The sequence below is a fragment of the Lysinibacillus sp. FSL P4-0201 genome (assembly GCF_038593425.1).
GTDB classification, from domain to species: Bacteria; Bacillota; Bacilli; order Bacillales_A; family Planococcaceae; genus Lysinibacillus; species Lysinibacillus capsici.
In genome coordinates, this window is record NZ_CP151995.1 from 3,973,137 (window position 1) to 3,992,569 (window position 19,433).

General features: G+C 37.4%; 21 protein-coding genes. 11 read left to right on the top strand and 10 right to left on the bottom strand.

Going from position 1 to position 19,433, the window contains the following annotated elements; translation table 11 throughout:
- Nucleotides 1-70 precede the first annotated feature (70 nt).
- From MKY76_RS20090 to rlmD, 3 genes are all read left to right on the top strand, one after another.
- Complete coding sequence (locus tag MKY76_RS20090; protein WP_342557075.1) at nucleotides 71-979, top strand: TIGR01777 family oxidoreductase; 909 nt, start codon at nucleotides 71-73, stop codon at nucleotides 977-979.
- Between the two features lie 67 nt (nucleotides 980-1,046).
- Nucleotides 1,047-1,871 (top strand): polysaccharide deacetylase family protein, encoded by an 825-nt coding sequence (locus tag MKY76_RS20095; protein ID WP_342557076.1) that lies wholly within the window; start codon nucleotides 1,047-1,049, stop codon nucleotides 1,869-1,871.
- Between the two features lie 37 nt (nucleotides 1,872-1,908).
- Nucleotides 1,909-3,288, top strand: coding sequence for a 23S rRNA (uracil(1939)-C(5))-methyltransferase RlmD (gene rlmD, locus MKY76_RS20100; protein WP_112118004.1), 1,380 nt, complete (start codon nucleotides 1,909-1,911; stop codon nucleotides 3,286-3,288).
- Between the two features lie 325 nt (nucleotides 3,289-3,613).
- Here the strand turns inward: rlmD and MKY76_RS20105 are convergent, their stop codons facing one another.
- From MKY76_RS20105 to MKY76_RS20115, 3 genes are all read right to left on the bottom strand, one after another.
- A complete protein-coding gene (locus tag MKY76_RS20105; protein ID WP_342557077.1) occupies nucleotides 3,614-3,922 on the bottom strand; it encodes a hypothetical protein in 309 nt (102 codons plus the stop codon).
- Entirely contained in the window at nucleotides 3,916-4,248 is a 333-nt protein-coding gene (locus MKY76_RS20110) for a hypothetical protein (RefSeq protein ID WP_342557078.1), read from the bottom strand. Before MKY76_RS20110 ends, MKY76_RS20105 begins: the two co-directional genes overlap by 7 nt.
- 237 nt (nucleotides 4,249-4,485) lie before the next feature.
- Complete coding sequence (locus MKY76_RS20115) at nucleotides 4,486-5,670, bottom strand: MFS transporter (protein ID WP_257962103.1); 1,185 nt, start codon at nucleotides 5,668-5,670, stop codon at nucleotides 4,486-4,488.
- A gap of 371 nt (nucleotides 5,671-6,041) precedes the next feature.
- Between MKY76_RS20115 and MKY76_RS20120 the strand changes: the two genes are divergently transcribed.
- Nucleotides 6,042-6,227 carry an SE1561 family protein gene (locus MKY76_RS20120; protein ID WP_016995373.1) on the top strand — a complete coding sequence of 62 codons (186 nt, stop codon included), beginning with the start codon at nucleotides 6,042-6,044 and terminating at the stop codon, nucleotides 6,225-6,227.
- A 40-nt stretch (nucleotides 6,228-6,267) separates the two neighbouring features.
- Here the strand turns inward: MKY76_RS20120 and MKY76_RS20125 are convergent, their stop codons facing one another.
- Nucleotides 6,268-7,068: a YwqG family protein gene (locus MKY76_RS20125; RefSeq protein ID WP_342557079.1), complete on the bottom strand. Its 801-nt coding sequence runs from the start codon at nucleotides 7,066-7,068 to the stop codon at nucleotides 6,268-6,270.
- A gap of 188 nt (nucleotides 7,069-7,256) precedes the next feature.
- Here MKY76_RS20125 and MKY76_RS20130 point away from each other — a divergent pair, with 188 nt between their 5' ends.
- Both MKY76_RS20130 and MKY76_RS20135 read left to right on the top strand, forming a co-directional pair.
- Nucleotides 7,257-8,795 carry a fumarate hydratase gene (locus MKY76_RS20130; RefSeq protein ID WP_048394791.1) on the top strand — a complete coding sequence of 513 codons (1,539 nt, stop codon included), beginning with the start codon at nucleotides 7,257-7,259 and terminating at the stop codon, nucleotides 8,793-8,795.
- Nucleotides 8,796-9,067: 272 nt separating this feature from the next.
- Nucleotides 9,068-10,972: a heavy metal translocating P-type ATPase gene (locus MKY76_RS20135; RefSeq protein ID WP_342557080.1), complete on the top strand. Its 1,905-nt coding sequence runs from the start codon at nucleotides 9,068-9,070 to the stop codon at nucleotides 10,970-10,972.
- Nucleotides 10,973-11,146: 174 nt separating this feature from the next.
- Here MKY76_RS20135 and MKY76_RS20140 read toward each other — a convergent pair whose 3' ends face one another.
- A complete protein-coding gene (locus MKY76_RS20140; RefSeq protein ID WP_004225576.1) occupies nucleotides 11,147-12,064 on the bottom strand; it encodes a YihY/virulence factor BrkB family protein in 918 nt (305 codons plus the stop codon).
- 22 nt (nucleotides 12,065-12,086) lie between these two features.
- Complete coding sequence (locus MKY76_RS20145) at nucleotides 12,087-12,413, bottom strand: hypothetical protein (RefSeq protein WP_048394796.1); 327 nt, start codon at nucleotides 12,411-12,413, stop codon at nucleotides 12,087-12,089.
- A gap of 177 nt (nucleotides 12,414-12,590) precedes the next feature.
- Here MKY76_RS20145 and MKY76_RS20150 point away from each other — a divergent pair, with 177 nt between their 5' ends.
- Nucleotides 12,591-12,812, top strand: a complete 222-nt coding sequence (locus MKY76_RS20150) for a DUF1128 domain-containing protein (RefSeq protein ID WP_004225580.1) — start codon at nucleotides 12,591-12,593, stop codon at nucleotides 12,810-12,812.
- A gap of 55 nt (nucleotides 12,813-12,867) precedes the next feature.
- Here the strand turns inward: MKY76_RS20150 and motB are convergent, their stop codons facing one another.
- Both motB and motA read right to left on the bottom strand, forming a co-directional pair.
- Complete coding sequence (motB, locus tag MKY76_RS20155) at nucleotides 12,868-13,632, bottom strand: flagellar motor protein MotB (RefSeq protein ID WP_342557081.1); 765 nt, start codon at nucleotides 13,630-13,632, stop codon at nucleotides 12,868-12,870.
- On the bottom strand, nucleotides 13,616-14,419 hold the full coding sequence (gene motA, locus MKY76_RS20160) for a flagellar motor stator protein MotA (protein ID WP_004225583.1): 804 nt from the start codon (nucleotides 14,417-14,419) through the stop codon (nucleotides 13,616-13,618). The genes motB and motA overlap by 17 nt, the downstream gene beginning before the upstream one ends.
- Nucleotides 14,420-14,610: 191 nt before the next feature.
- On the opposite strand from motA, the gene MKY76_RS20165 reads away from it, so the two are divergent.
- The 3 genes from MKY76_RS20165 (at nucleotide 14,611) to MKY76_RS20175 (ending at nucleotide 16,871) form a co-directional block, all read left to right on the top strand.
- Nucleotides 14,611-15,852: an aminopeptidase gene (locus MKY76_RS20165; RefSeq protein ID WP_342557082.1), complete on the top strand. Its 1,242-nt coding sequence runs from the start codon at nucleotides 14,611-14,613 to the stop codon at nucleotides 15,850-15,852.
- Between the two features lie 140 nt (nucleotides 15,853-15,992).
- Complete coding sequence (locus MKY76_RS20170) at nucleotides 15,993-16,127, top strand: hypothetical protein (RefSeq protein WP_004225590.1); 135 nt, start codon at nucleotides 15,993-15,995, stop codon at nucleotides 16,125-16,127.
- Between the two features lie 180 nt (nucleotides 16,128-16,307).
- Nucleotides 16,308-16,871: a carbonic anhydrase gene (locus MKY76_RS20175; RefSeq protein ID WP_004225593.1), complete on the top strand. Its 564-nt coding sequence runs from the start codon at nucleotides 16,308-16,310 to the stop codon at nucleotides 16,869-16,871.
- Between the two features lie 70 nt (nucleotides 16,872-16,941).
- On the opposite strand, the gene MKY76_RS20180 is transcribed toward MKY76_RS20175, so the two are convergent.
- Nucleotides 16,942-17,529, bottom strand: a complete 588-nt coding sequence (locus tag MKY76_RS20180; RefSeq protein ID WP_054549012.1) for a GNAT family protein — start codon at nucleotides 17,527-17,529, stop codon at nucleotides 16,942-16,944.
- 159 nt (nucleotides 17,530-17,688) lie between these two features.
- The gene (locus MKY76_RS20185; RefSeq protein ID WP_048394803.1) at nucleotides 17,689-18,513 is read right to left on the bottom strand and encodes a polyphosphate kinase; all 825 of its coding nucleotides are present in this window, start codon (nucleotides 18,511-18,513) and stop codon (nucleotides 17,689-17,691) included.
- 199 nt (nucleotides 18,514-18,712) lie between these two features.
- On the opposite strand from MKY76_RS20185, the gene MKY76_RS20190 reads away from it, so the two are divergent.
- The gene (locus tag MKY76_RS20190; RefSeq protein WP_048394805.1) at nucleotides 18,713-19,426 is read left to right on the top strand and encodes a hypothetical protein; all 714 of its coding nucleotides are present in this window, start codon (nucleotides 18,713-18,715) and stop codon (nucleotides 19,424-19,426) included.
- Nucleotides 19,427-19,433: the final 7 nt, after the last annotated feature.

The window sequence follows — 19,433 nt, forward strand, 5'->3', positions numbered from 1 at the left end:
AGATGTTTACTTTTTGGTTACATGATAAACTTAAAAGTAAGCGTTTTATTCGAGAAAAGAGGTGCTTGTTATGAAAATAGTGATTGCAGGTGGCACTGGCTTTGTTGGAAATGCTCTTATACAGCTATTGCAGCACAACGGACACGACATTTTTGTCTTAACGCGTCATAAGTCAAAGCTAGAAAATGGCGTTCACTATGTTCAATGGCTACATCAGCATGAGCAAGCTTTGGAAATCTTTGAAGGTGTAGATGCCTTTGTGAATTTAGCAGGTGTTTCATTAAATAATGGTCGTTGGACAAAAAAGCAAAAGAAAGCTATCTATTGGAGCAGAATGAATGCCACATTAGAGATTATACGTATAATGGACATGCTCACGATAAAACCAAAAGTCCTTGTCAATGCTAGTGCAGTTGGTATATACCCAACTTCCACACAAGCCATCTATGATGAAGATTTTACGGATTACGCAACTGATTTTTTAGGCTCTACAGTCCACGATTGGGAGCGACATGCGAAACGAGCAGAAGCATTAGGTATTCGTGTGGCTCTTGCACGTTTTGGTGTCATTTTAGGTAGAAAAAGTGGCGCACTTCCACCAATGCTATTGCCCTATCAAATGCATATAGGTGGAACGATCGGCTCTGGAGAGCAATGGCTTTCATGGGTACATATTGAAGATGTAGCACGTGCTATTTATTTTGCTATTACAAATGAAAATATTCATGGACCATTTAATATAACAGCCTCGCATCCTATGAGAATGAAGGAATTTGGTCAAACGATTGCCGAAGTCATGGGCAGACGTCATTGGCTGCCTGTTCCTAGCTTTGCGATGCGTTTAGCTCTCGGCGAACAAAGCACACTTGTTTTAGAAGGACAACAAGTGCTACCAACCCTATTAGAACAACAACATTTTATATTTAAATACCCTTATTTAAAGCAAGCACTTGAAAATTTGTTAAAGGCTCAAAATTAGAAAAAATTAAGTTGGATAATTTTTTTAGTAATTACGCATTCTAATGAAAAAGAAAGGATGCGTTTTTATGTGGAAACAACATATTGTTGGTGCGGTAATTGCTACTTTTATTATTGCCGCAGGAATTAGCTTTAATCCATTTTTTGCTGCTGGTTCTGATGAACACCATTGGGGCTTTAAACGTGCTAAAAACGGTGAGCAGGCAGAGGCAGGAGCACAGCTCGATCAGTTACTTGACAAATATGGTGCGATTTATAAAGGGAAGGCAGATAAAAAAATTGCCTATTTAACATTTGATAATGGCTATGAAAACGGCTTTACTGAAAATATTTTGGATACATTGAAAAAAGAAAATGTACCTGCTACTTTCTTTTTAACAGGCCATTACTTAGACAGTGCAAGCGACTTAGTGAAACGCATGGTGAAGGATGGTCATACTATCGGGAATCACTCATATGGTCACCCAAATATGGCTCGACTTTCACCAGATGGCATGCGTGCAGAATGGCAAAAGTTCGATGGCAAGTTACGTGAATTGACAGGCATCGATCGTACAACATATGCTCGTCCACCTGAAGGAATTTTTAATGCAAAAGTGCTAGAGGTGGGTAATGCAGAAGGTTATCGCCATATTTTCTGGTCTGTGGCCTTTAAGGATTGGATGAAGGATGAGCGTCGTGGGGCAGATTATGCTTATAATGCACTTATGGAACAACTGCATCCTGGTGCCGTTATTTTAATGCATACCGTAGCACAGGATAATGCGGAAGCATTACCAATGTTTATTGCAGAAGCTAAAAAGCAAGGTTATACGTTCTTATCGCTTGACGATTTAGTATTAGAATATGAAGATTTCCCTGTTGCTTTGCAATCGCCTGCTCCTTCGCTATAATGGGGAGATGACAATATAGAGCAGGGACGTGGAACGTTTGACGCAGCAAACAACAATGACCGTGGGACAAAAATTCCCACTAACAATAAAAAGGCTAGGCATTAATGGTGAAGGTGTAGGTTTTTATAAACGTAATGTGATATTTGTAAAAGGAGCCATTCCTGGTGAAGAGATCACAGCTCAAGTAACAAAAACACAACGTAATTTTGCTGAAGCAGAGATATTAGCCATTCGTAAAGCTTCAAAACATCGTCAGGAAGCACCTTGCCCAGTGTACAATGAGTGCGGGGGCTGCCAGCTTCAGCATATGACCTATGAAAAACAGCTAATAGAAAAGCGAGACATTGTTATACAAGCATTAGAGCGTTATGCCAAACCTTTACTCGAAACAATTGAAGTGAGAAAAACACTTGGCATGGATGATCCTTGGCATTATCGTAATAAAAGCCAATTCCAAGTACGTAAAGAAGGCAAGCGTGTTTACGCAGGTTTATTTGCTGAAGGAAGTAATAAGCTGTTAAACATTAATGATTGCCTTGTTCAGCACCCAATTACTTCCAAAATCACCGTTGCCACTCGAAAAATTTTGCAAAAGCTAAATATCACTATTTACGATGGTCGTACGCTAGATGGTTTAGTGCGTACGATTGTTGTACGTACAGGTATTCGTACCGGGGAGACACAAGTCGTTCTTGTCACAACAAGGAAAGAAATCCCTCATTTAGCTGAATTGATTACACGTATTAAAAAAATTGATCCGAGTATTGTATCCATTGCACAAAATATTAACCGTGAAAAAACATCATTAATCTTCGGTGATGAAACTGTTGTACTTGATGGCAAAGAAACCATTCATGAAGAGCTTGGCGAATTGGCCTTTGATTTATCTGCCCGCGCCTTCTTCCAACTAAATCCAAAGCAAACAGTTCATCTTTATGATGAAATTAAAAAGGCTGCTGCTTTAACGGGAAAAGAAACAGTGGTTGATGCATACTGTGGCGTTGGCACAATTGGATTATGGTTAGCGGATAAAGCGAAGGAAGTTCGTGGAATGGATGTCATTCCTGAAAGCATTCAGGATGCTCGTAAAAATGCTCGAAATCATGGCTTCAAGCATACGAAATATGCAGTCGGTACAGCGGAAAGTGTTCTAGCGAAATGGCGTAAGGAAGGATTTACTCCTGATGTGATTACGGTAGATCCACCACGTACAGGACTAGCACCTGAATTTATTCGAACAGTCCTTAAACTAAAACCTAAACGTTTTGTTTATACCTCCTGTAACCCATCCACTTTGGCAAAGGACTTACAACAATTATCTAAGCTTTATCATGTTGAGTATATTCAGCCTGTGGATATGTTCGCACAAACGGCGCAGGTGGAATGCGTTGCAAAACTTGTTTTAAAAAACAAATAGTATGAAAAGGACGTTTCCCTAGGAGACGTCCTTTTTCTAATGCACAGCACAAGCTGCCTGGTGGATGATGGATGGTCCAGAAAAGTCGATACCTTAACCAATAACCCAGGTTTTAAATGATTATTAAATGTTAAATTTTCAGCTTTTATTCAAAGAACTTTAAAACGTAAGCTTTGTACTTTCACCTTTTACCTTTGAGCTTTCAAATCAGTTTAGTTGAAAGTTACCATTGGAGTAAGGCATGTTTTACGTTTTAACTCGCACACATGCCTTGAAGCGCGAGCGACTTTTCGTTTTCCATTTTCGCTAGGACATGCAAATCTTTTTAACCTTGTACTTCAATAAAGGTTGTGGCATTCGACTCTGATAAGACAGCGTCCACCTCTGATTCAAATTCTTCAATTCGATTGCTCAATTTCTCAATTTGTTGTTTAACATTTAGGGGATCAATGATTTCAAACTCATTTCTTTTCATAAATGTTTCGGTATGTAATTTGACTTCCTCTGGTGATTGTTTATCTTTATTGCCCAATATGTTAATTAAATAGGTTTCCAGCTTTGCAGGTAATGCATCATTTTCTTTGGCAACCGTATTGATAGCTGAACGATGCTGATGTTGTATAACTTCTAGCAAATTCTTTTCGTATTGAATGGATTGTTTCCGTTCAATGCCTCCGCTACAGTCATTTCCTCTTTGCCCACCAACACCTTTGTGTTTGCATTGGACTGCACAACTAGTGCTTTTATTTTATTTCGATAGGAAATTAAACCTAGCACTTTATCATAGGATGCTTGCATTTGTTTTTCATATCCAGGAATGTCTACACCATTAATTTTACGATTGCTTTTTCGATTAGCTACGACTGCGCTAACCTCATTTGTTGCTGCTTCAATTCGCAGAGTCAGCATTTTTAATTCTGTTAAAGCACGGTGGATAGATAGTTTTTTCATTTCTGCCATGTAAAAACCTCCTTTTTAAGCAAGTGTTCTTTTATTATAAATAGAAAGATGGATAATGTCCAAAAATACCCATTTTCTTTTTTATTGCTTTCATTAGAACATGTCTGTATAATAATTTTCTAGGTGCCAAACCTATGTAACTTGGACGGAACATCCTTGTTACGCAAAAAACGCCATAACAGCACGGATTTGCTGGGCGTTTTTTGTTTTTTGAGCGGGAGATGAGCCCCGCTCTTTTTATTTTGCCATCGTTGGTTGTTGATGCTTGCGGCGTCCAAATATAAATAAAACCATTGCAACGACTAGCAAAAGCATAGCCACAAGTAAAAGAAAGCTATAATTTTTTACATATTCTAAATAAACTCCACCTAAAAATGGACCTGTTAAGCTACCAATACTTAAAGCAATTCCGCAAAGTAAATTCCCCGTAGGCAGTAGCTCCTTTGGTGTCAAATCAGCCATAAATGTAATCCCTAAAGAAAACATCGAGCCAACCAGCGTACCCGTTAAGAAAAATGCGACAGCCACAGCGAATTGTGAATGCTCTAAAAAGCTTGCAATCGCAAAAATAATTGCGCCACCAAATGACCCAATCATCAAAATATTCCTTCTCCCTACTTTATCTCCTAGTGCACCAAGCGGCACTTGCGTTAAAATACCACCAAATGTAAACACAGATAAAATGATAGGAATCATGCCGACTTCAAAGCCCTTGCGTAGTGCATAGACAGGAAACAAGGCATTTAGTGAAGACTCCAGAAAACCATAAACAAATGGACCTAAAAAAGCAATCCACCCAAATAAAATAGCCATTTTATACCGTTGCCATCCTCTGGCATTTAAATCACCTGTTAAACGCTCAGGCTTTTCGTTTTGTAAGAGAAATACAAAGGACCATGCAAAGAGGCACATTATTGAAGATACGATAAACGGTAGCGCTTCAGCAATTTCAATGAGCTTCACCATAAGTGGCCCAACAGCAAAACCTATGCTAAATGATAAGCCATAAATGGCCATCCCCTTCCCTAAGCTTTTATGATCTGCAGTACTAGTAATCCATGTTTGTGTGGCATAATGCAAGGCATGATCGCCTACGCCAATTAATAAACGAAGGACAAACCAAAAGGTCACACTTTTCCATAGAGGAAATGCAAGTAAAGACGCAAAAACTAGTGCTCCACCAATTAAAATAATCGGTTTATAGCCCCACCTGCGTAAGGGCTGCTCGATAAATGGTGAAATCAGTAATGTTCCTATGTATAAGCCTGTTGCATTCAAGCCATTCAATGCAGAGGATACCCCATCACGTTCAAATATTATCGAAATAAGCGGTAATAGCATCCCTTGTGAAAAGCCTGATATGGATACAATTACTACTAAAATGGTAAATCTTTTTTTGCTGTAATCTGAGAAGTACGTCATTTTTCCCTCCACTATCTAGTCATTCTTCCAAAGAACAGCATACCAAAAAGCCTTAGCGCTCACCACATGTGATTTTACGCTAAGGCTTAACTAATACTTATCCTCATTTAATTGTATAAACACGATTTTCGGCTTTTGAATATTACCGATTACTTGTTTAAACTCCCTCCTTTTCGAGTTAGCGTTGCAGATGACTTTTTCCAATCAGCTCCTTTACTTTATCTTAAAACAACTTTAACATACATCCTCAATATTGTAAATATTCTGTTTATTGTTTTTTAAAATTAATCTCTTAGTCCTAGGTGTTTCCCTAAACATTGAAATTTAAGCTCAAATCGGCTACGATGAAAGGGATGAAATGAGGTGTACGAATGTCAAAGCCAATCACTGATAAAGAGCAACAAGTAACCTATTTAAAAGAGCGTCTGGAGATGTTTTTAGAAGTATTAGATGCCCTTGATCCTGAAACAGCTGAGTTAGAAGATATTGATCGCTTAATCCAAATGATGGATGATTTAGAGGACAAAATGGAGCAATTTCATGCTCGTGAACAATAATGAATAAAAAACAAGCGAGCATCGTGTGCTCGCTTGTTTTTTAATGGCAATCCCAATTATAAAGTACCTTGCTAAAATCTTTATTCATTAACTCTCCCTCTGTGATAAAGAAATTGCCAACGCCACAATCGCCCCAAAGAATATTGTCGCCGACACTATCAATCTGTAACAGCAAAATGATTGAATCTTTATAATCTCCATATGCTCGAGGATCCTCTTGCGTAAAGAATGGATACCCTCCAATTTTATGACCATCACCAGTCATAGCATCGTAGAAGCTGTCTTCTAATGCTTCGTCATCCTCCAAAGCTGTTAAGATGCTAGCATACTTTTCATTGCTTCTAAAATCATCAATCGACATCGGCTCAACGCCTGTAGTAAAGGATAATGCCATTTCACGCTCGACAGGAAAATATAATTCTTCATCATCTATTTCTATAAAAGAAAAATCTTGAATAAGCTGTGCTTCATCTTGTATAACTTGTTCATGAAATATTACACGAAAGCCTTCTTGATTTTGTCCATTATCAAAATCCATTCCTAAAACATCGTCATAACCATCAATATAAAACTGCAATATTCCCTCTTCTGGGAAATTGGGTAAATGCATAGGAACCTCTGCAAAGTTAATTTGAGCTAATAGCTTTAACGGTTGTCCCTTCATGTTTTTTGGATAGTCCATTCCCAATGGGAAATAAGGATCTCCTGCAAACTTACTTTGAAATAAAGTTGTTTTACTTATTTCCGTATTAACCAATACAACAGGCTTCATTGTCCCTTCTATTAATGGTCTATATTGCTCGAATGCTTCGGGTAATTCAAGTAAAGTTTTAGCAGTCATGCAAGTTCCTCCTAATATTGGATTTATTCTATTTTAGAACAAATGTTCTATAAAATCAATACTCTCCTTCTATATTATTAAAATATGCTTTAATTTAGCGGTCTCAGATAAGGACTCTTTTTTTCATTAGTTGAAAAGAGTATAATGTAACGTGGAAATAATCAATTTTTCTATGGGGGGCAATACCAATGAATCTACAAAATTTGGAGAAGAGTCTTTACGATTTAATTACTGAAACATCTACGAATTTACCTAAGGATGTACGTCGTGCTATTAAAAAAGCAAAAGAAGCTGAGAATGCTGGTACTCGTGCAGCAATGAGCTTAGACACAATTGCAAATAATATTATTATGGCAGAAGATAACGTGTCACCAATTTGTCAGGATACAGGGCTACCAACTTTCAAAATTTATACTCCTGTTGGCGTAAACCAATTAGAAATTAAAGCTGCAATCAAAAAAGCAATCAACGATACAACTGCAGATGCTAAATTACGTCCTAATGCGGTGGATTCATTATCTGGTGCAAACAGTGGTAATAATCTTGGTGATGGTTTGCCAGTAATGAAATTTGAGCAATGGGAAAAAGATTACATTACAATTAAGTTAATTCTCAAAGGTGGCGGCTGTGAAAATAAAAACATTCAATACAGTCTACCATGTGAATTAGAAGGTCTTGGTCGTGCAGGGCGTGACTTAGATGGTATTCGTAAATGTATTTTACACTCTGTATACCAAGCACAAGGTCAAGGGTGTTCTGCTGGTTTCATTGGTGTAGGTATTGGTGGAGACCGTTCTTCGGGCTATGATTTAGCAAAAGAGCAATTATTCCGCCATGTTGAAGATACAAATCCAAATGCAGATCTTGCTAAGTTAGAAGAGTATGTTGTTAAAACGGCTAACACATTTGGTATCGGTACAATGGGCTTCGGTGGTGAAGCAACATTATTAGGCTGTAAAATTGGCGTAATGCACCGTATACCTGCCTCTTTCTATGTATCAGTAGCATATAATTGTTGGGCTTACCGTCGTATGGCTGTGGACATCGATCCTCAAACTGGCGAAATTTTGAATTGGCACTATCAAGAGGGTGAAAAAATTACCTTCAAAGAGAATGAAGTAGCTGCTACAACAGAAGATACAACTACAGATGTAGTAGAACTTACTGCGCCAATTACTGAAGAACAAATTCGTTCATTAAAAGTTGGAGATGTCGTTTCTATTACTGGTCGTATGTATACTGGCCGTGACGCCATCCACCACCATTTAATGAGCCACGATGCACCAGTTGATTTAAATGGACAAGTTATTTATCACTGCGGACCTGTAATGGCTAAGGATGAAGAAGGCAATTGGACAGTGAAAGCTGCTGGCCCAACTACTTCAATTCGTGAGGAGCCTTATCAAGGCGATATCATGAAAAAATTCGGTATCCGTGCTGTTATTGGTAAAGGTGGAATGGGACCAAAAACATTAAAAGCGCTTAATGAGCATGGTGGGGTTTACTTGAATGCAATTGGTGGAGCAGCACAATACTATGCGGACTGTATTAAAGGCGTTGATGGTGTTGATTTAATGGAATTCGGTATTCCTGAAGCTATGTGGCACTTAAATGTTGAAAAATTTACAGCAGTTGTAACAATGGATTCACATGGTAACTCACTACATGCAGATGTGGATAAATCATCATTAGAAAAACTTGCTCTGCATGCAGAAAGAGTCTTCTAATTAAATAATAGATAGCAGTAGTAACTCATTTTTTTGCACAATTTTGTAAGGCACAGAATATTCCTAGTGAATAGACTGTGCCTTTTTCAATCCTTTCGCAAATTGTTTAAAAATCTCCATCAAACTTCCTACTTTATTTTTACAAATTCCTTTGTTATAATAATTCTAAACAAAAGAGATGGTAATTGAAATCCATTTTCAAATGAATAGCTCAAAACAACGCTAATTTATAAAGGTTTTGATATTGATTTTCATTATCAGGAGGGATACAGATGGAATACTCTAATCGAGAAAATATAAACATAATTGAGAAAATAAAAGAACATGCAGAATTAATTGCTGCATTAATGGCTGGAATTTTCATCTTACTAGCATGGCGTTTAGACACAAGTGGACAAACAACGGCTTCTGTTCTACTATATTTAATTGCCTTTTGTGTAGGTGGTTTCGCGAAAGCAAAAGAAGGCATTGAAGAAACCATAGAAGAGCGAAAGCTAAATGTTGAGCTGTTGATGGTATTAGCTGCAATTGGCTCAGCTGCAATTGGCTATTGGACAGAGGGGGCCATCCTAATATTTATTTTTGCAGTAAGTGGTGCACTTGAAACTTATGCGATGAATAAAAGTCATCGCGAAATATCTGCACTTATGAATTTACAGCCAGAAGAAGCTTGGTTAGTGCGTGGCGGATTTGAGCCTATGAAAGTATCAGTTTCCACATTACAAATCGGGGATCATTTATTGATTAAACCGGGCGAACGAATTCCAGCAGACGGCATTATTTTTAAAGGCCAATCTTCTATTGATGAGTCAGCTATTAGCGGTGAGCCACTGCCAATCTCAAAAAGCGAAGGAGACGAAGTTTTTGCAGGCACAGTCAACTTAAATGGTGCTATTACTATGGAAATGACAAAGGCGAATTCAGAGACCCTTTTCCAAAAAATTATACAGCTCGTTCAAAGTGCCCAAAGTGAAAAATCTCCCTCTCAACAATTCATCGAAAAGTTTGAAGGGACTTATGTAAAATTTGTTTTACTTGGTGTTGCCATTATGATGGTTCTTCCCCACTTCTTACTCGGCTGGGACTGGACAACAACCTTTTACCGAGCAATGGTGTTATTAGTGGTTGCTTCACCTTGTGCACTCGTTGCCTCCATTATGCCTGCAACACTCGCTACTATATCAAATGGTGCAAAAAATGGTGTGCTATTTAAAGGTGGTTTACATTTAGAGCATCTTAGTGTGTTACGTGCATTGGCGGTCGATAAAACAGGTACTTTAACGCAAGGAAAACCAGTTGTTACAGATTTTATTGTCCGTGATGGAGTAGAACGTGAGACGGCTCTAGCAATTCTTGCAGGAATTGAATCTCAATCCAATCATCCCCTTGCCCAAGCGATTACCTCCTATGCTAAGGCTGAAGGAATCGACATACTGCCACAAGCAACAATTGAAGATATTCCTGGCTGGGGTATTAAAGGAACGATTCAAAACAAGGAGTATCAAGTAGGCAAACCAGAGTTTGTTGATGTACAACTTGCTAACAGTTTTGCAAATGGTGCTGTAACTAAACTTACAGAAGAGGGAAAAACAGTTATTTTCATTCGCGATCAACATGGTATTGTTGCATTAACAGCATTAAAAGATACTGTGCGCTCTGAAGCTAAGAAAGCTGTTACATTATTAAAAGAGCTTGGTATTCAAGTGGTGATGCTTACAGGTGACAACGAAAAAACAGCGAAAGTTATCGCGAAGGAGGCTGGCGTTACTGAATACGTCGCAGAATGTCTGCCAGAAACGAAGGTAACTGAAATGAAACGCCTACTTACACAACATCAATTTGTTGGCATGGTCGGCGACGGTATTAATGATGCCCCTGCATTGGCTACCGCAACTACTGGCATTGCTATGGGGGAAGGTACAGATGTGGCGCTTGAAACAGCGGATGTCGTGCTAATGAAAAATGACTTATCAAAAATCGCCTATGCTGTTCGTTTATCACGTAAAATGCAACGTATTGTGAAACAAAATATTTTCTTTTCTATCGGGGTTATTATCTTATTAATCGCCTCTAACTTTTTACAAGTTGTCGACTTGCCATTAGGCGTAATCGGGCATGAAGGTAGTACAATTCTAGTTATTCTAAATGGTTTACGTATGCTCAATAAAAATGTTTAACATCAAGTAAGCCTCAGTATAATTGAGTCCCGCTTGCTTGAAGCTACTCTTCCTGTGACATGCGCTGTGGCTTTCATTGAATAATTGATGCATTTAATCAGGTAAAATCAAGTAAAATAGCCTCGCTACTCTTTATGAGTTTAGCGAGGCTATTGTTAATAAATGATCATTTCCTTATCGACGAATTTCCTTTTGAAGTGCTCTTTTCTGCATTGTAGCATTTAATACGCCACCAAAGATTAAAATGATTCCCGTAAAATATAACCAGAGCATTAAAATAATGACGCCACCAATACTACCGTATGTAGCAGAATAATTTGCAAAATTATTAATATAAAAAGAGAAACCATATGTGACTGCTAACCAAGCAAGCGTGGCAAATAACGCTCCTGGCCATACGCCCATTATTTTCAAACGAGGACTTGTATTTGGCACAAACCAGTAGATGCCCATTAATACGATGAAAATCAATAATGGCGGGATTGACCATCTTAATCTATGCCAAACTGATTCAAATTGCTCCTCTATTCCGACGATTGAGAATAGGAAATGTCCAATTTGCTGACCAAAGACCGGTAATAAGAGCGCAACGGCAATAACAATAACGAGAGCGATTGTAAAAACAAGTGATAAACCCCTATCTAATATGCCTGCTCTCCCTTCTGTATCGTAGGCTTTATTTAAAGCACGAAGTAATGCATTAATGCCTTTAGATGCAGACCAAATAGTACCTAAAACCCCAATGGACAGTAAACTACTGTTGCGATTTGTTAAAATCTCATTCAGTGTATTTTCAATCAGCTTATACACTTCATCAGGTAAGATATTCACTAAAAATGAATAGACCTGAGTGGTTTCTAAGTTAAGATATGGTAATAGTGTCACCAAGAAAATAAGTAAGGGGAAGAACGATAGTAAAAAGAAATAAGCCAATTGTGCAGCAAGCGCAGATATTTCAACTCGCTTGAGCCGACCTATTAAATCTTGGATAAAGCCTTTGGATGTCATAATATCAATCGCTCCCTCCTCTGGAGAAACAAACGATTTTACAAACCCAAAAGCGTTATGCAATGTTGCTTTATTCTTTTCCATACAATTCCTCCTAAAACGACCTTTACTCCTTATGAGGTAAAGTAAAGGCTGATTTCGTATCTTCAATCATTCCCTGTATCGTGGAAGGTAAATCCTTAAATTCATCCACCTTTTCAGCAATTGTGTTGACATTATCTGACACACTTTCACAAAGCACCTTTGCCGCGAGTACTTTTTCCTCTACCAAAACCTGCAATTCTTCTCGATTTGCTGCATAGTATGAGATGGCTTCCTTCATCTTTTTTGTTGAGGCAATTGTTTTTTCTCGTGTAGTACGATCTAACATACTTAATGCTGCTCCTACTGCTGCTCCTGCTACAATAGATGCTAATAATTTACTTTGACCCATATTAAAACCCCCTGCTTGTATAGTTGCATATTCCCTATTATTTCATAAATAAACAGTCTTCTGCACTTATTCTACCCAATAACAGTCTATTTTTAAAGCAATGCCCAAATACGGAGTTGACATTTTTTTTATTCAATGAAATGATATGTGCGAGGATGACGAAAGGTAGGGTAAAAAATGGATTTATCAGTTCCATCTAAAGAAAACGTTATGTATATGGTTGATCAAATGAAGGACAAGCTTCGTATGGTGAATGTCGATGCAATGAAATCAGAAAACTTCGATGAAGCAAATTATGAAGATTTAGTGTATCTATATGAAATGGTTATGAAGAGAGAAACTTTTAGTCCAAGCGAAATGCAAGCGATTGTTGCTGAATTAGGATCTTTACGTAAATAGGTAAAACAAAAAGCTATTAGCTCAAGACATTTGTCTGCTGCTAATAGCTCTTTTATTATGGTGTAGTCTTTGTTTCAGAACCATCCTCTGTAACTAATGGTTGAATTAAAACTTCTACACGACGATTCTTTGCGCGTCCTTCGGCTGTGTCATTTGGTGCAATTGCACGATACTCACCGTTTCCTTTTGCACTAAAGCGCGTAGGATCTAACTGGTCATTACTTTCAATAAGAAGATTTAAAAAATTCGTTGCACGCAAAACAGATAGTTCAAAGTTTGATGAGAAATTCGGACCTGCTGGTACATTATCTGTATGACCTGTGATGACAATATTTCGAGCTGGATCAGATACCAGCATAGTTGATAGCTCTTTGGCAATAGAGACATACTCAGGTTTAACTTTTGCCTGCCCTGGGTCAAATAAAATACTATCGCGGATTGTCACTAGTAATCCCTCATCCGTCATTTCTGTGGCAAACTGATCTTCCATTTCATTGACTGCAATAAAATTATCCACACTATCTTTTATTTCAGCTAACTCCTGTTGATCCTTTAAATAGGCAGAGTTTTGCTGTGGCGTTTGGTCGCTATCCGCATTCGGAGTAGGGACTGGTGCAGGTTGCTCTAGAAAACTAGTTCCACCATCAAAGACTTGACTAAAAACTGCCGACATTCTTTCTAGCTTTTCTTGATCGACTGAACTTGAGGCAAACAAAATAATGAACACGGCTAGCAGCAAAGTTAAAATATCTGCGTATGGCACTAACCAAGACTCATCAATATGTTCATCATGCTTTTTCTTCTTAGCTTTCTTTGCCAAGGCCACCCGCCCCGCTTTCACCAGAAATTTGACGACGTTCTTCCATCGTTAAGTATGATGATAGTTTCTGTTCAATTACACGTGGAGCCTCCCCTTCTAATACTGAAAGGATACCCTCAATCATCATTCTCTTTTGTTTTACCTCTAAAGCAGATTTACGTTTTAGCTTGTTCGCAAATGGATGCCATAAAACATACCCTGTAAAGATACCGAGTAATGTAGCCATGAAGGCAGCTGAGATAGCATGTCCTAGCTTTTCGATATCATTCATATCAGCCAATGCGGCGATTAACCCTACTACTGCACCAAGAACCCCTAAAGTAGGTGCATATGTACCTGCTTGTGTAAAAATAGCTGCTCCACTAGTATGTCGCTCTTCCATCGCTTCTACTTCTTCTGTTAAGACATCACGTATGTAATCAGCATTTTGACCATCAATTGCTAATGTAAGGCCATTTTTCAAAAATGGATCTTCAATCTCTGAGGCCTTACTTTCAAGTGCTAATAGCCCTTCGCGACGAGCTAAGTCAGCCCATTGTGAAAACATTTTAATAATCTCTATATCATTTGCTAATTTTGTTTCTTTAAAAAGAATCTTAAATAGCTTCGGCACACGCTTTAACTCCTGCATAGGAAAGGCAATTGTTACTGCGGAAATAGTACCAAAAATGATAATTAGGATAGCTGCAGGGTTATAAAATGCAGATAAACTTACACCCTTCATTACCATCCCTGTTAATAGTGCTACTAAAGCAAGTATTAACCCTATAATTGACGACTTATCCATTCTAGAACCTCCAAATCTACTATCTAATGTTATTTCGTCTTTTTTTCCATATTTTAAATATATATATTCCTAGTATAAATGTATTTCATATATTTTTCGATGTAATTAATGCTTTTTATTCACATTTCGACCATTTTTGATTATATTGAATTAAGAATATTACACTTAACTGTCTTAAATTGAAAGGGGATATGATTTTGTTATTATCGTTTGACACAAAATTACTAAAATATGCCGAGTTAGCGGTGAAAGTAGGAGTAAATATCCAAAAAGATCAGTATCTTTATATAAGCTGTTCGACTGATAACCTAAAACTCGCACAAATAATTACTAAAATTGCCTATAAAAATGGTGCTAAACAAGTTTTTGTCGATATATCCGATGATGAACTTGTACGTGCTCGCTATGAAGGGGCACCAAAAGACTCATTTGATTTCTTCCCACCTTGGAAAGTGAAGGAACGTGAATGGTTAGCTGAACATGGTGCTGCTTTCTTAAGCATTAGCTCACAAAATCCCGATTTATTAAAAGGTATTGAGCGTGATAGAATCATGGCATTTCAAAAAGCATCTGGCCAAGCACTTGCCAACTATTATCAATGGTTACAAGCAGATAAGTTTAGCTGGTCTGTCATTGCTGCTCCATCTAAAGCTTGGGCAGCAAAGGTTTTTCCTCACCTTCCAGAAGAACAGCAAATGGATGAATTATGGGAAGCTATCTTTGCAGCCACACGTATAGACGTTGAAAATCCTGTTGAAGCTTGGCATACACATGATCAGGAATTACATAGCAAAGCTGATTATTTAAATGCAAAGCAATTTAAGTCACTGCACTATACTGCACCAGGCACAGATCTAACAATTGAGCTGCCTCCACACCATGTGTGGACAGGGGGTAGTAGTATAAGTACTCAAGGCCAAACATTTATGGCCAATATGCCAACTGAAGAAATTTTTACAGCACCGTTAAAAACAGGTGTTAATGGTTATGTATCAAGCACTAAGCCTTTAAGCTATGGTGGCAATATTATAGATAATTTCACACTAACATTTAAAGATGGTCGAATCATTGACGTCAAGGCGGAGCAAGGCCAAGAAATTTTAGCTTCTCTTATTGAAACAGATGAAGGTTCTCATTACCTTGGTGAGATAGCATTAGTACCACATCAATCACCTATTTCACAATCCGACCTATTATTTTACAATACATTGTTTGATGAAAATGCATCCAATCATTTTGCCATTGGTAGTGCATATGCTTTTTGCATTGAGGGCGGCAAAGAAATGACTTCTGAGGAACTAAGCGCGCATGGTCTCAATCAAAGCTTGACACATGTAGACTTTATGATTGGCTCTACCAAAATGAATATAGATGGAATAACACATGATGATCAAATAGACCCAATATTCCGTGATGGAAATTGGGCTTTCTAAATAATCCATTCCTACTAATAGTATTCTAGGCTAAGTATGTTAAGGTTGTCATAAATTATCCTTAGATTTTCCTAGTAACCTATTGTATAATTGTTTTAGGGAATTTTAGTAGATCATTTAAGTAGAGAGGAGCTCTAATAATGTTCATTACAACTGTTCTTGGCTTTTCAGCAGTTTTATTAATTTCAACGGGATTCTTCATCCACTACCTACAAGTTGGTTTAGATAGCAAGTCTTCAGTAACTGTAGATCCAAAGCCAAACGAAAAATTTTAATGTGTAAAAAACAGCTACTATTTATAGGTAGCTGTTTTTTTATAGCTTACAAGTTATTTCATCTACTAAAGCGTATGAAACTGCTCCTTTATTGTAAAAATTATCTGAATAAAGTCTTTATTGTTTGCATATTGAAAATTTTGCTCTACAATATTTTTTGTAAGGAAGGGAGCAATATTCATGACAATGTTACAAGATATTCTAGAATTTAACAAAGAGTTTGTACAAGAAAAAAAATATGAGCCATTCATCACTACGAAATATCCTGATAAACGTATTGTTGTTTTATCTTGTATGGATACTCGTCTTGTAGAGCTTTTACCAAAAGCGATGAATTTGCGTAATGGCGATGTAAAAATAGTGAAAAGTGCTGGTGCGTTAGTGAGCCATCCTTTCGGTGCAGTTATGCGTAGTTTATTAGTTGCTGTCTACGGCCTACAAGCTGATGAAGTGTATGTTGTTGGACATTATGACTGTGGTATGAGTGCGGTTGATCCTGACGCCATGCTTAGCGAAATGGTACAACGAGGCATCGATCCAGAAACAATCAAAATGTTGGAATATTCTGGTTTTGATTTGAAAGAATTTTTACGAGGTTTCGGTGATGTAGCAACAAGTGTTAAGAAAAGTGTCGATACAATTCGTAATCATCCATTAATGGTAAAAGACGTACCTGTTCATGGTTTAATAATTGATCCAAATACAGGTCATCTAGATTTAATTGAAGATGGAAATAAACAATAAATATTTCTTCATACATTCATAAAAGAGCAAGTGCCTATCCTCTCTATGTGGAAGATAGGCACTTATTTTTCTATTCATCCTCTAAACGTGCATACATATAGTGATCTACCCAATGACCATTGATATACAGTAGCTTTCTTAGCAGACCCTCCTGCTGAAATCCAGCCTTCTCTAATACACGCATGGAGGCATTATTTTGTGTCGATACGTAGGCCTCTACACGATGTAGACCAATTTGTTCAAATGCAAATCGGACCACCATATTCACAGCTTCTGTGACAATGCCCTTTCCAACATAAATCTCATCCATCGCATAGCCAACAAATGCACTCGAGTACGGTAAGCGTTTGACAGCATAAAGTGCAATATGCCCTATTAGATTATTTGTACTATGCTCAAAAATACCAAAAGTAAATTCACGCTTAGACTCCATTAAATAGAGACTTTCTTGAATTTTTTTGTATTGAGCATCGACTGTATAGTATTCAGGTCTTTGCAGTGGCTCGTATATAGACCAAAAGTATTTATTACGGCTTACGAGACCCGTTAAACTTCGTGCATCTTTTTCTTGGAATGTGCGGATGTAGCATTTTTCCCCCTTTATTGTTACCACATTCCCACCCTTTTTTCTTAATAGATTCCAAATTTTAAGCACCATTTCTCCACACTAGCCTTCCAATAAAAATCAATACGTTTCTCTTTGTTTCATTGGCTACAAGCCATAATTGCAAACCCTATTTAATTTCATTGTATGTAAAAAAACAGGCTGCTACAACCAAAACAGCTTATGTCTTATTGTCATAGCAGCACAATTCAATTATTTAGTTTTTTGTTCTTTCTTTTTCTCGTTTACTATTTCTAAGCTGGAGGAATCAGCATCCTCTAGTTGAGTATTGTCTAACACATTTGTTAAATGAAGACCACGTCTTTGAGCCTCTCGTTCAATGTGTGCAATAGTTTCCTGTAGCACCTGAACACGTGCATACTTTTTGTCATCTCCAGCGACTAAGACCCATGGTGCATCTTTTTTATCTGTCTTTTCAAACATCGCATTTGCTGCTTCAATATACTGAGGTGTTTTATCTCGATTGCGCCAATCCTCGGCTGTTAACTTCCAAGATTTATAAGGGTTTTGTTCACGTTCTTTGAAGCGTTTTAATTGCTCCTCATCTGAAACATGAAGCCAGAACTTAATAATTATGTAATCTCCAGCAGTTAAAATCTTCTCGAAATTATTAATTTCTTCATAAGCACGAGACCATTCATCCTTTGTTGCGAATCCTTCGATGCGTTCTACTAGTACGCGGCCATACCACGAGCGATCAAAAATAGCGATTTGCCCATGTTGAGGCAATTTTCTCCAAAATCGTTGTAAATAATTGTAGCGTAATTCATGAGCTTGAGGAGCAGAAATAGGATGTACAACATAACCGCGGGGATCGACACGTTCGATTAATCGTTTAATAGCGCCACCTTTACCAGCTGCATCCATTCCTTCAAATACCAAGATCAAGCCAATCTTGTTTTTTAATAAAAATTGTTGTGCGTTCAACATTTCATATTGGAGTACTTTTAATTTCTTTTTATACATCTTTTTGTCTAGTTCAACAGTTAGATCTAGATTTTTCAAATTTTGTGTCATGAAACTTCACTCCTTTTATTTGGCTATTCTTATTGTACTAAAGAAATATATGGATGCCTATCAGACATGGTAAATTGTAGGTATTAATAGTAAAACAACACGATACATTGTTGGAAATTTCCGTTATAATAAAAAAAGTGACAGTACTATACTTATTTGTCTTTTCCCTATACAATCTAACACGAAGGGAGAGGAAAACATGCCTCGGTTTATCTTGATGACAATCTCTTATCTTGTCTCAATCATCCTAACCTTTTCATCCTTTTTCGTGAACATCAACGGTCAATCTTCGCTAGAAATCGCTAATCGTTTTTCTGTTGTATTTGCACCAGTTAGTGTAAGTCATGTAATTTGGATTATCATTTATTTTTTACTCGGTTATTGGTTAGTTATGAACATGAAAAAGACAACTTTGAAACAGTCTGCGCTTTTTAGTTGCATAAATATATTACAAGCATTGACGATATATGTCTGGCACCATGAGTTATTTATTGTTTCTCTTGGCATTACATTACTCTTAGTCTTGTATTTGTTTATGTTGTATAATACGTACCCTCTTCAGGACAAATCCTTGTTTGGTCGTATTCCTTTCTCTATTTATTTAGCATGGATGACATTTATTTTTATCACAAATACAAGCTTTACGTTAACGGCTTATGGTTGGAACGGCTTTGGTCTTAGTACGCCTCTTTGGGCAGTGATTTTACTTACTTTAGGAGGAGCCATTGCGCTACATATCCGTTTCCATCACTTTGATGTTATGTATCCAAGTGTTTTTATTTGGGCTTATATTGGAATCGCCATACATAATGGTTTTGATGAGCTACTTGTCACTACAGCCGCTTTATTTTTATGCGGTGTTCTCTTTGTTGGCATTTTATTTATTAAAAAAAATCCTGCCTACCAAAAATAAATTGGTT

Excerpts from the sequence above, each read along its gene's own strand:
- MKY76_RS20130 (WP_048394791.1), top strand. The coding sequence starts at position 7,257 with ATGAATCTACAAAATTTGGAGAAGAGTCTTTACGATTTAATTACTGAA.
- MKY76_RS20135 (WP_342557080.1), top strand. The coding sequence starts at position 9,068 with ATGGAATACTCTAATCGAGAAAATATAAACATAATTGAGAAAATAAAA.
- MKY76_RS20095 (WP_342557076.1), top strand. The coding sequence starts at position 1,047 with ATGTGGAAACAACATATTGTTGGTGCGGTAATTGCTACTTTTATTATT.
- motA (WP_004225583.1), bottom strand. The coding sequence starts at position 14,419 with ATGGATAAGTCGTCAATTATAGGGTTAATACTTGCTTTAGTAGCACTA.
- MKY76_RS20125 (WP_342557079.1), bottom strand. The coding sequence starts at position 7,068 with ATGACTGCTAAAACTTTACTTGAATTACCCGAAGCATTCGAGCAATAT.
- MKY76_RS20090 (WP_342557075.1), top strand. The coding sequence starts at position 71 with ATGAAAATAGTGATTGCAGGTGGCACTGGCTTTGTTGGAAATGCTCTT.
- MKY76_RS20140 (WP_004225576.1), bottom strand. The coding sequence starts at position 12,064 with ATGGAAAAGAATAAAGCAACATTGCATAACGCTTTTGGGTTTGTAAAA.
- MKY76_RS20115 (WP_257962103.1), bottom strand. The coding sequence starts at position 5,670 with ATGACGTACTTCTCAGATTACAGCAAAAAAAGATTTACCATTTTAGTA.
- MKY76_RS20110 (WP_342557078.1), bottom strand. The coding sequence starts at position 4,248 with ATGGCAGAAATGAAAAAACTATCTATCCACCGTGCTTTAACAGAATTA.
- MKY76_RS20180 (WP_054549012.1), bottom strand. The coding sequence starts at position 17,529 with ATGGTGCTTAAAATTTGGAATCTATTAAGAAAAAAGGGTGGGAATGTG.
- MKY76_RS20170 (WP_004225590.1), top strand. The coding sequence starts at position 15,993 with ATGTTCATTACAACTGTTCTTGGCTTTTCAGCAGTTTTATTAATTTCA.
- MKY76_RS20165 (WP_342557082.1), top strand. The coding sequence starts at position 14,611 with ATGATTTTGTTATTATCGTTTGACACAAAATTACTAAAATATGCCGAG.
- MKY76_RS20190 (WP_048394805.1), top strand. The coding sequence starts at position 18,713 with ATGCCTCGGTTTATCTTGATGACAATCTCTTATCTTGTCTCAATCATC.
- MKY76_RS20145 (WP_048394796.1), bottom strand. The coding sequence starts at position 12,413 with ATGGGTCAAAGTAAATTATTAGCATCTATTGTAGCAGGAGCAGCAGTA.
- MKY76_RS20150 (WP_004225580.1), top strand. The coding sequence starts at position 12,591 with ATGGATTTATCAGTTCCATCTAAAGAAAACGTTATGTATATGGTTGAT.
- MKY76_RS20175 (WP_004225593.1), top strand. The coding sequence starts at position 16,308 with ATGACAATGTTACAAGATATTCTAGAATTTAACAAAGAGTTTGTACAA.
- MKY76_RS20185 (WP_048394803.1), bottom strand. The coding sequence starts at position 18,513 with ATGACACAAAATTTGAAAAATCTAGATCTAACTGTTGAACTAGACAAA.
- MKY76_RS20120 (WP_016995373.1), top strand. The coding sequence starts at position 6,042 with ATGTCAAAGCCAATCACTGATAAAGAGCAACAAGTAACCTATTTAAAA.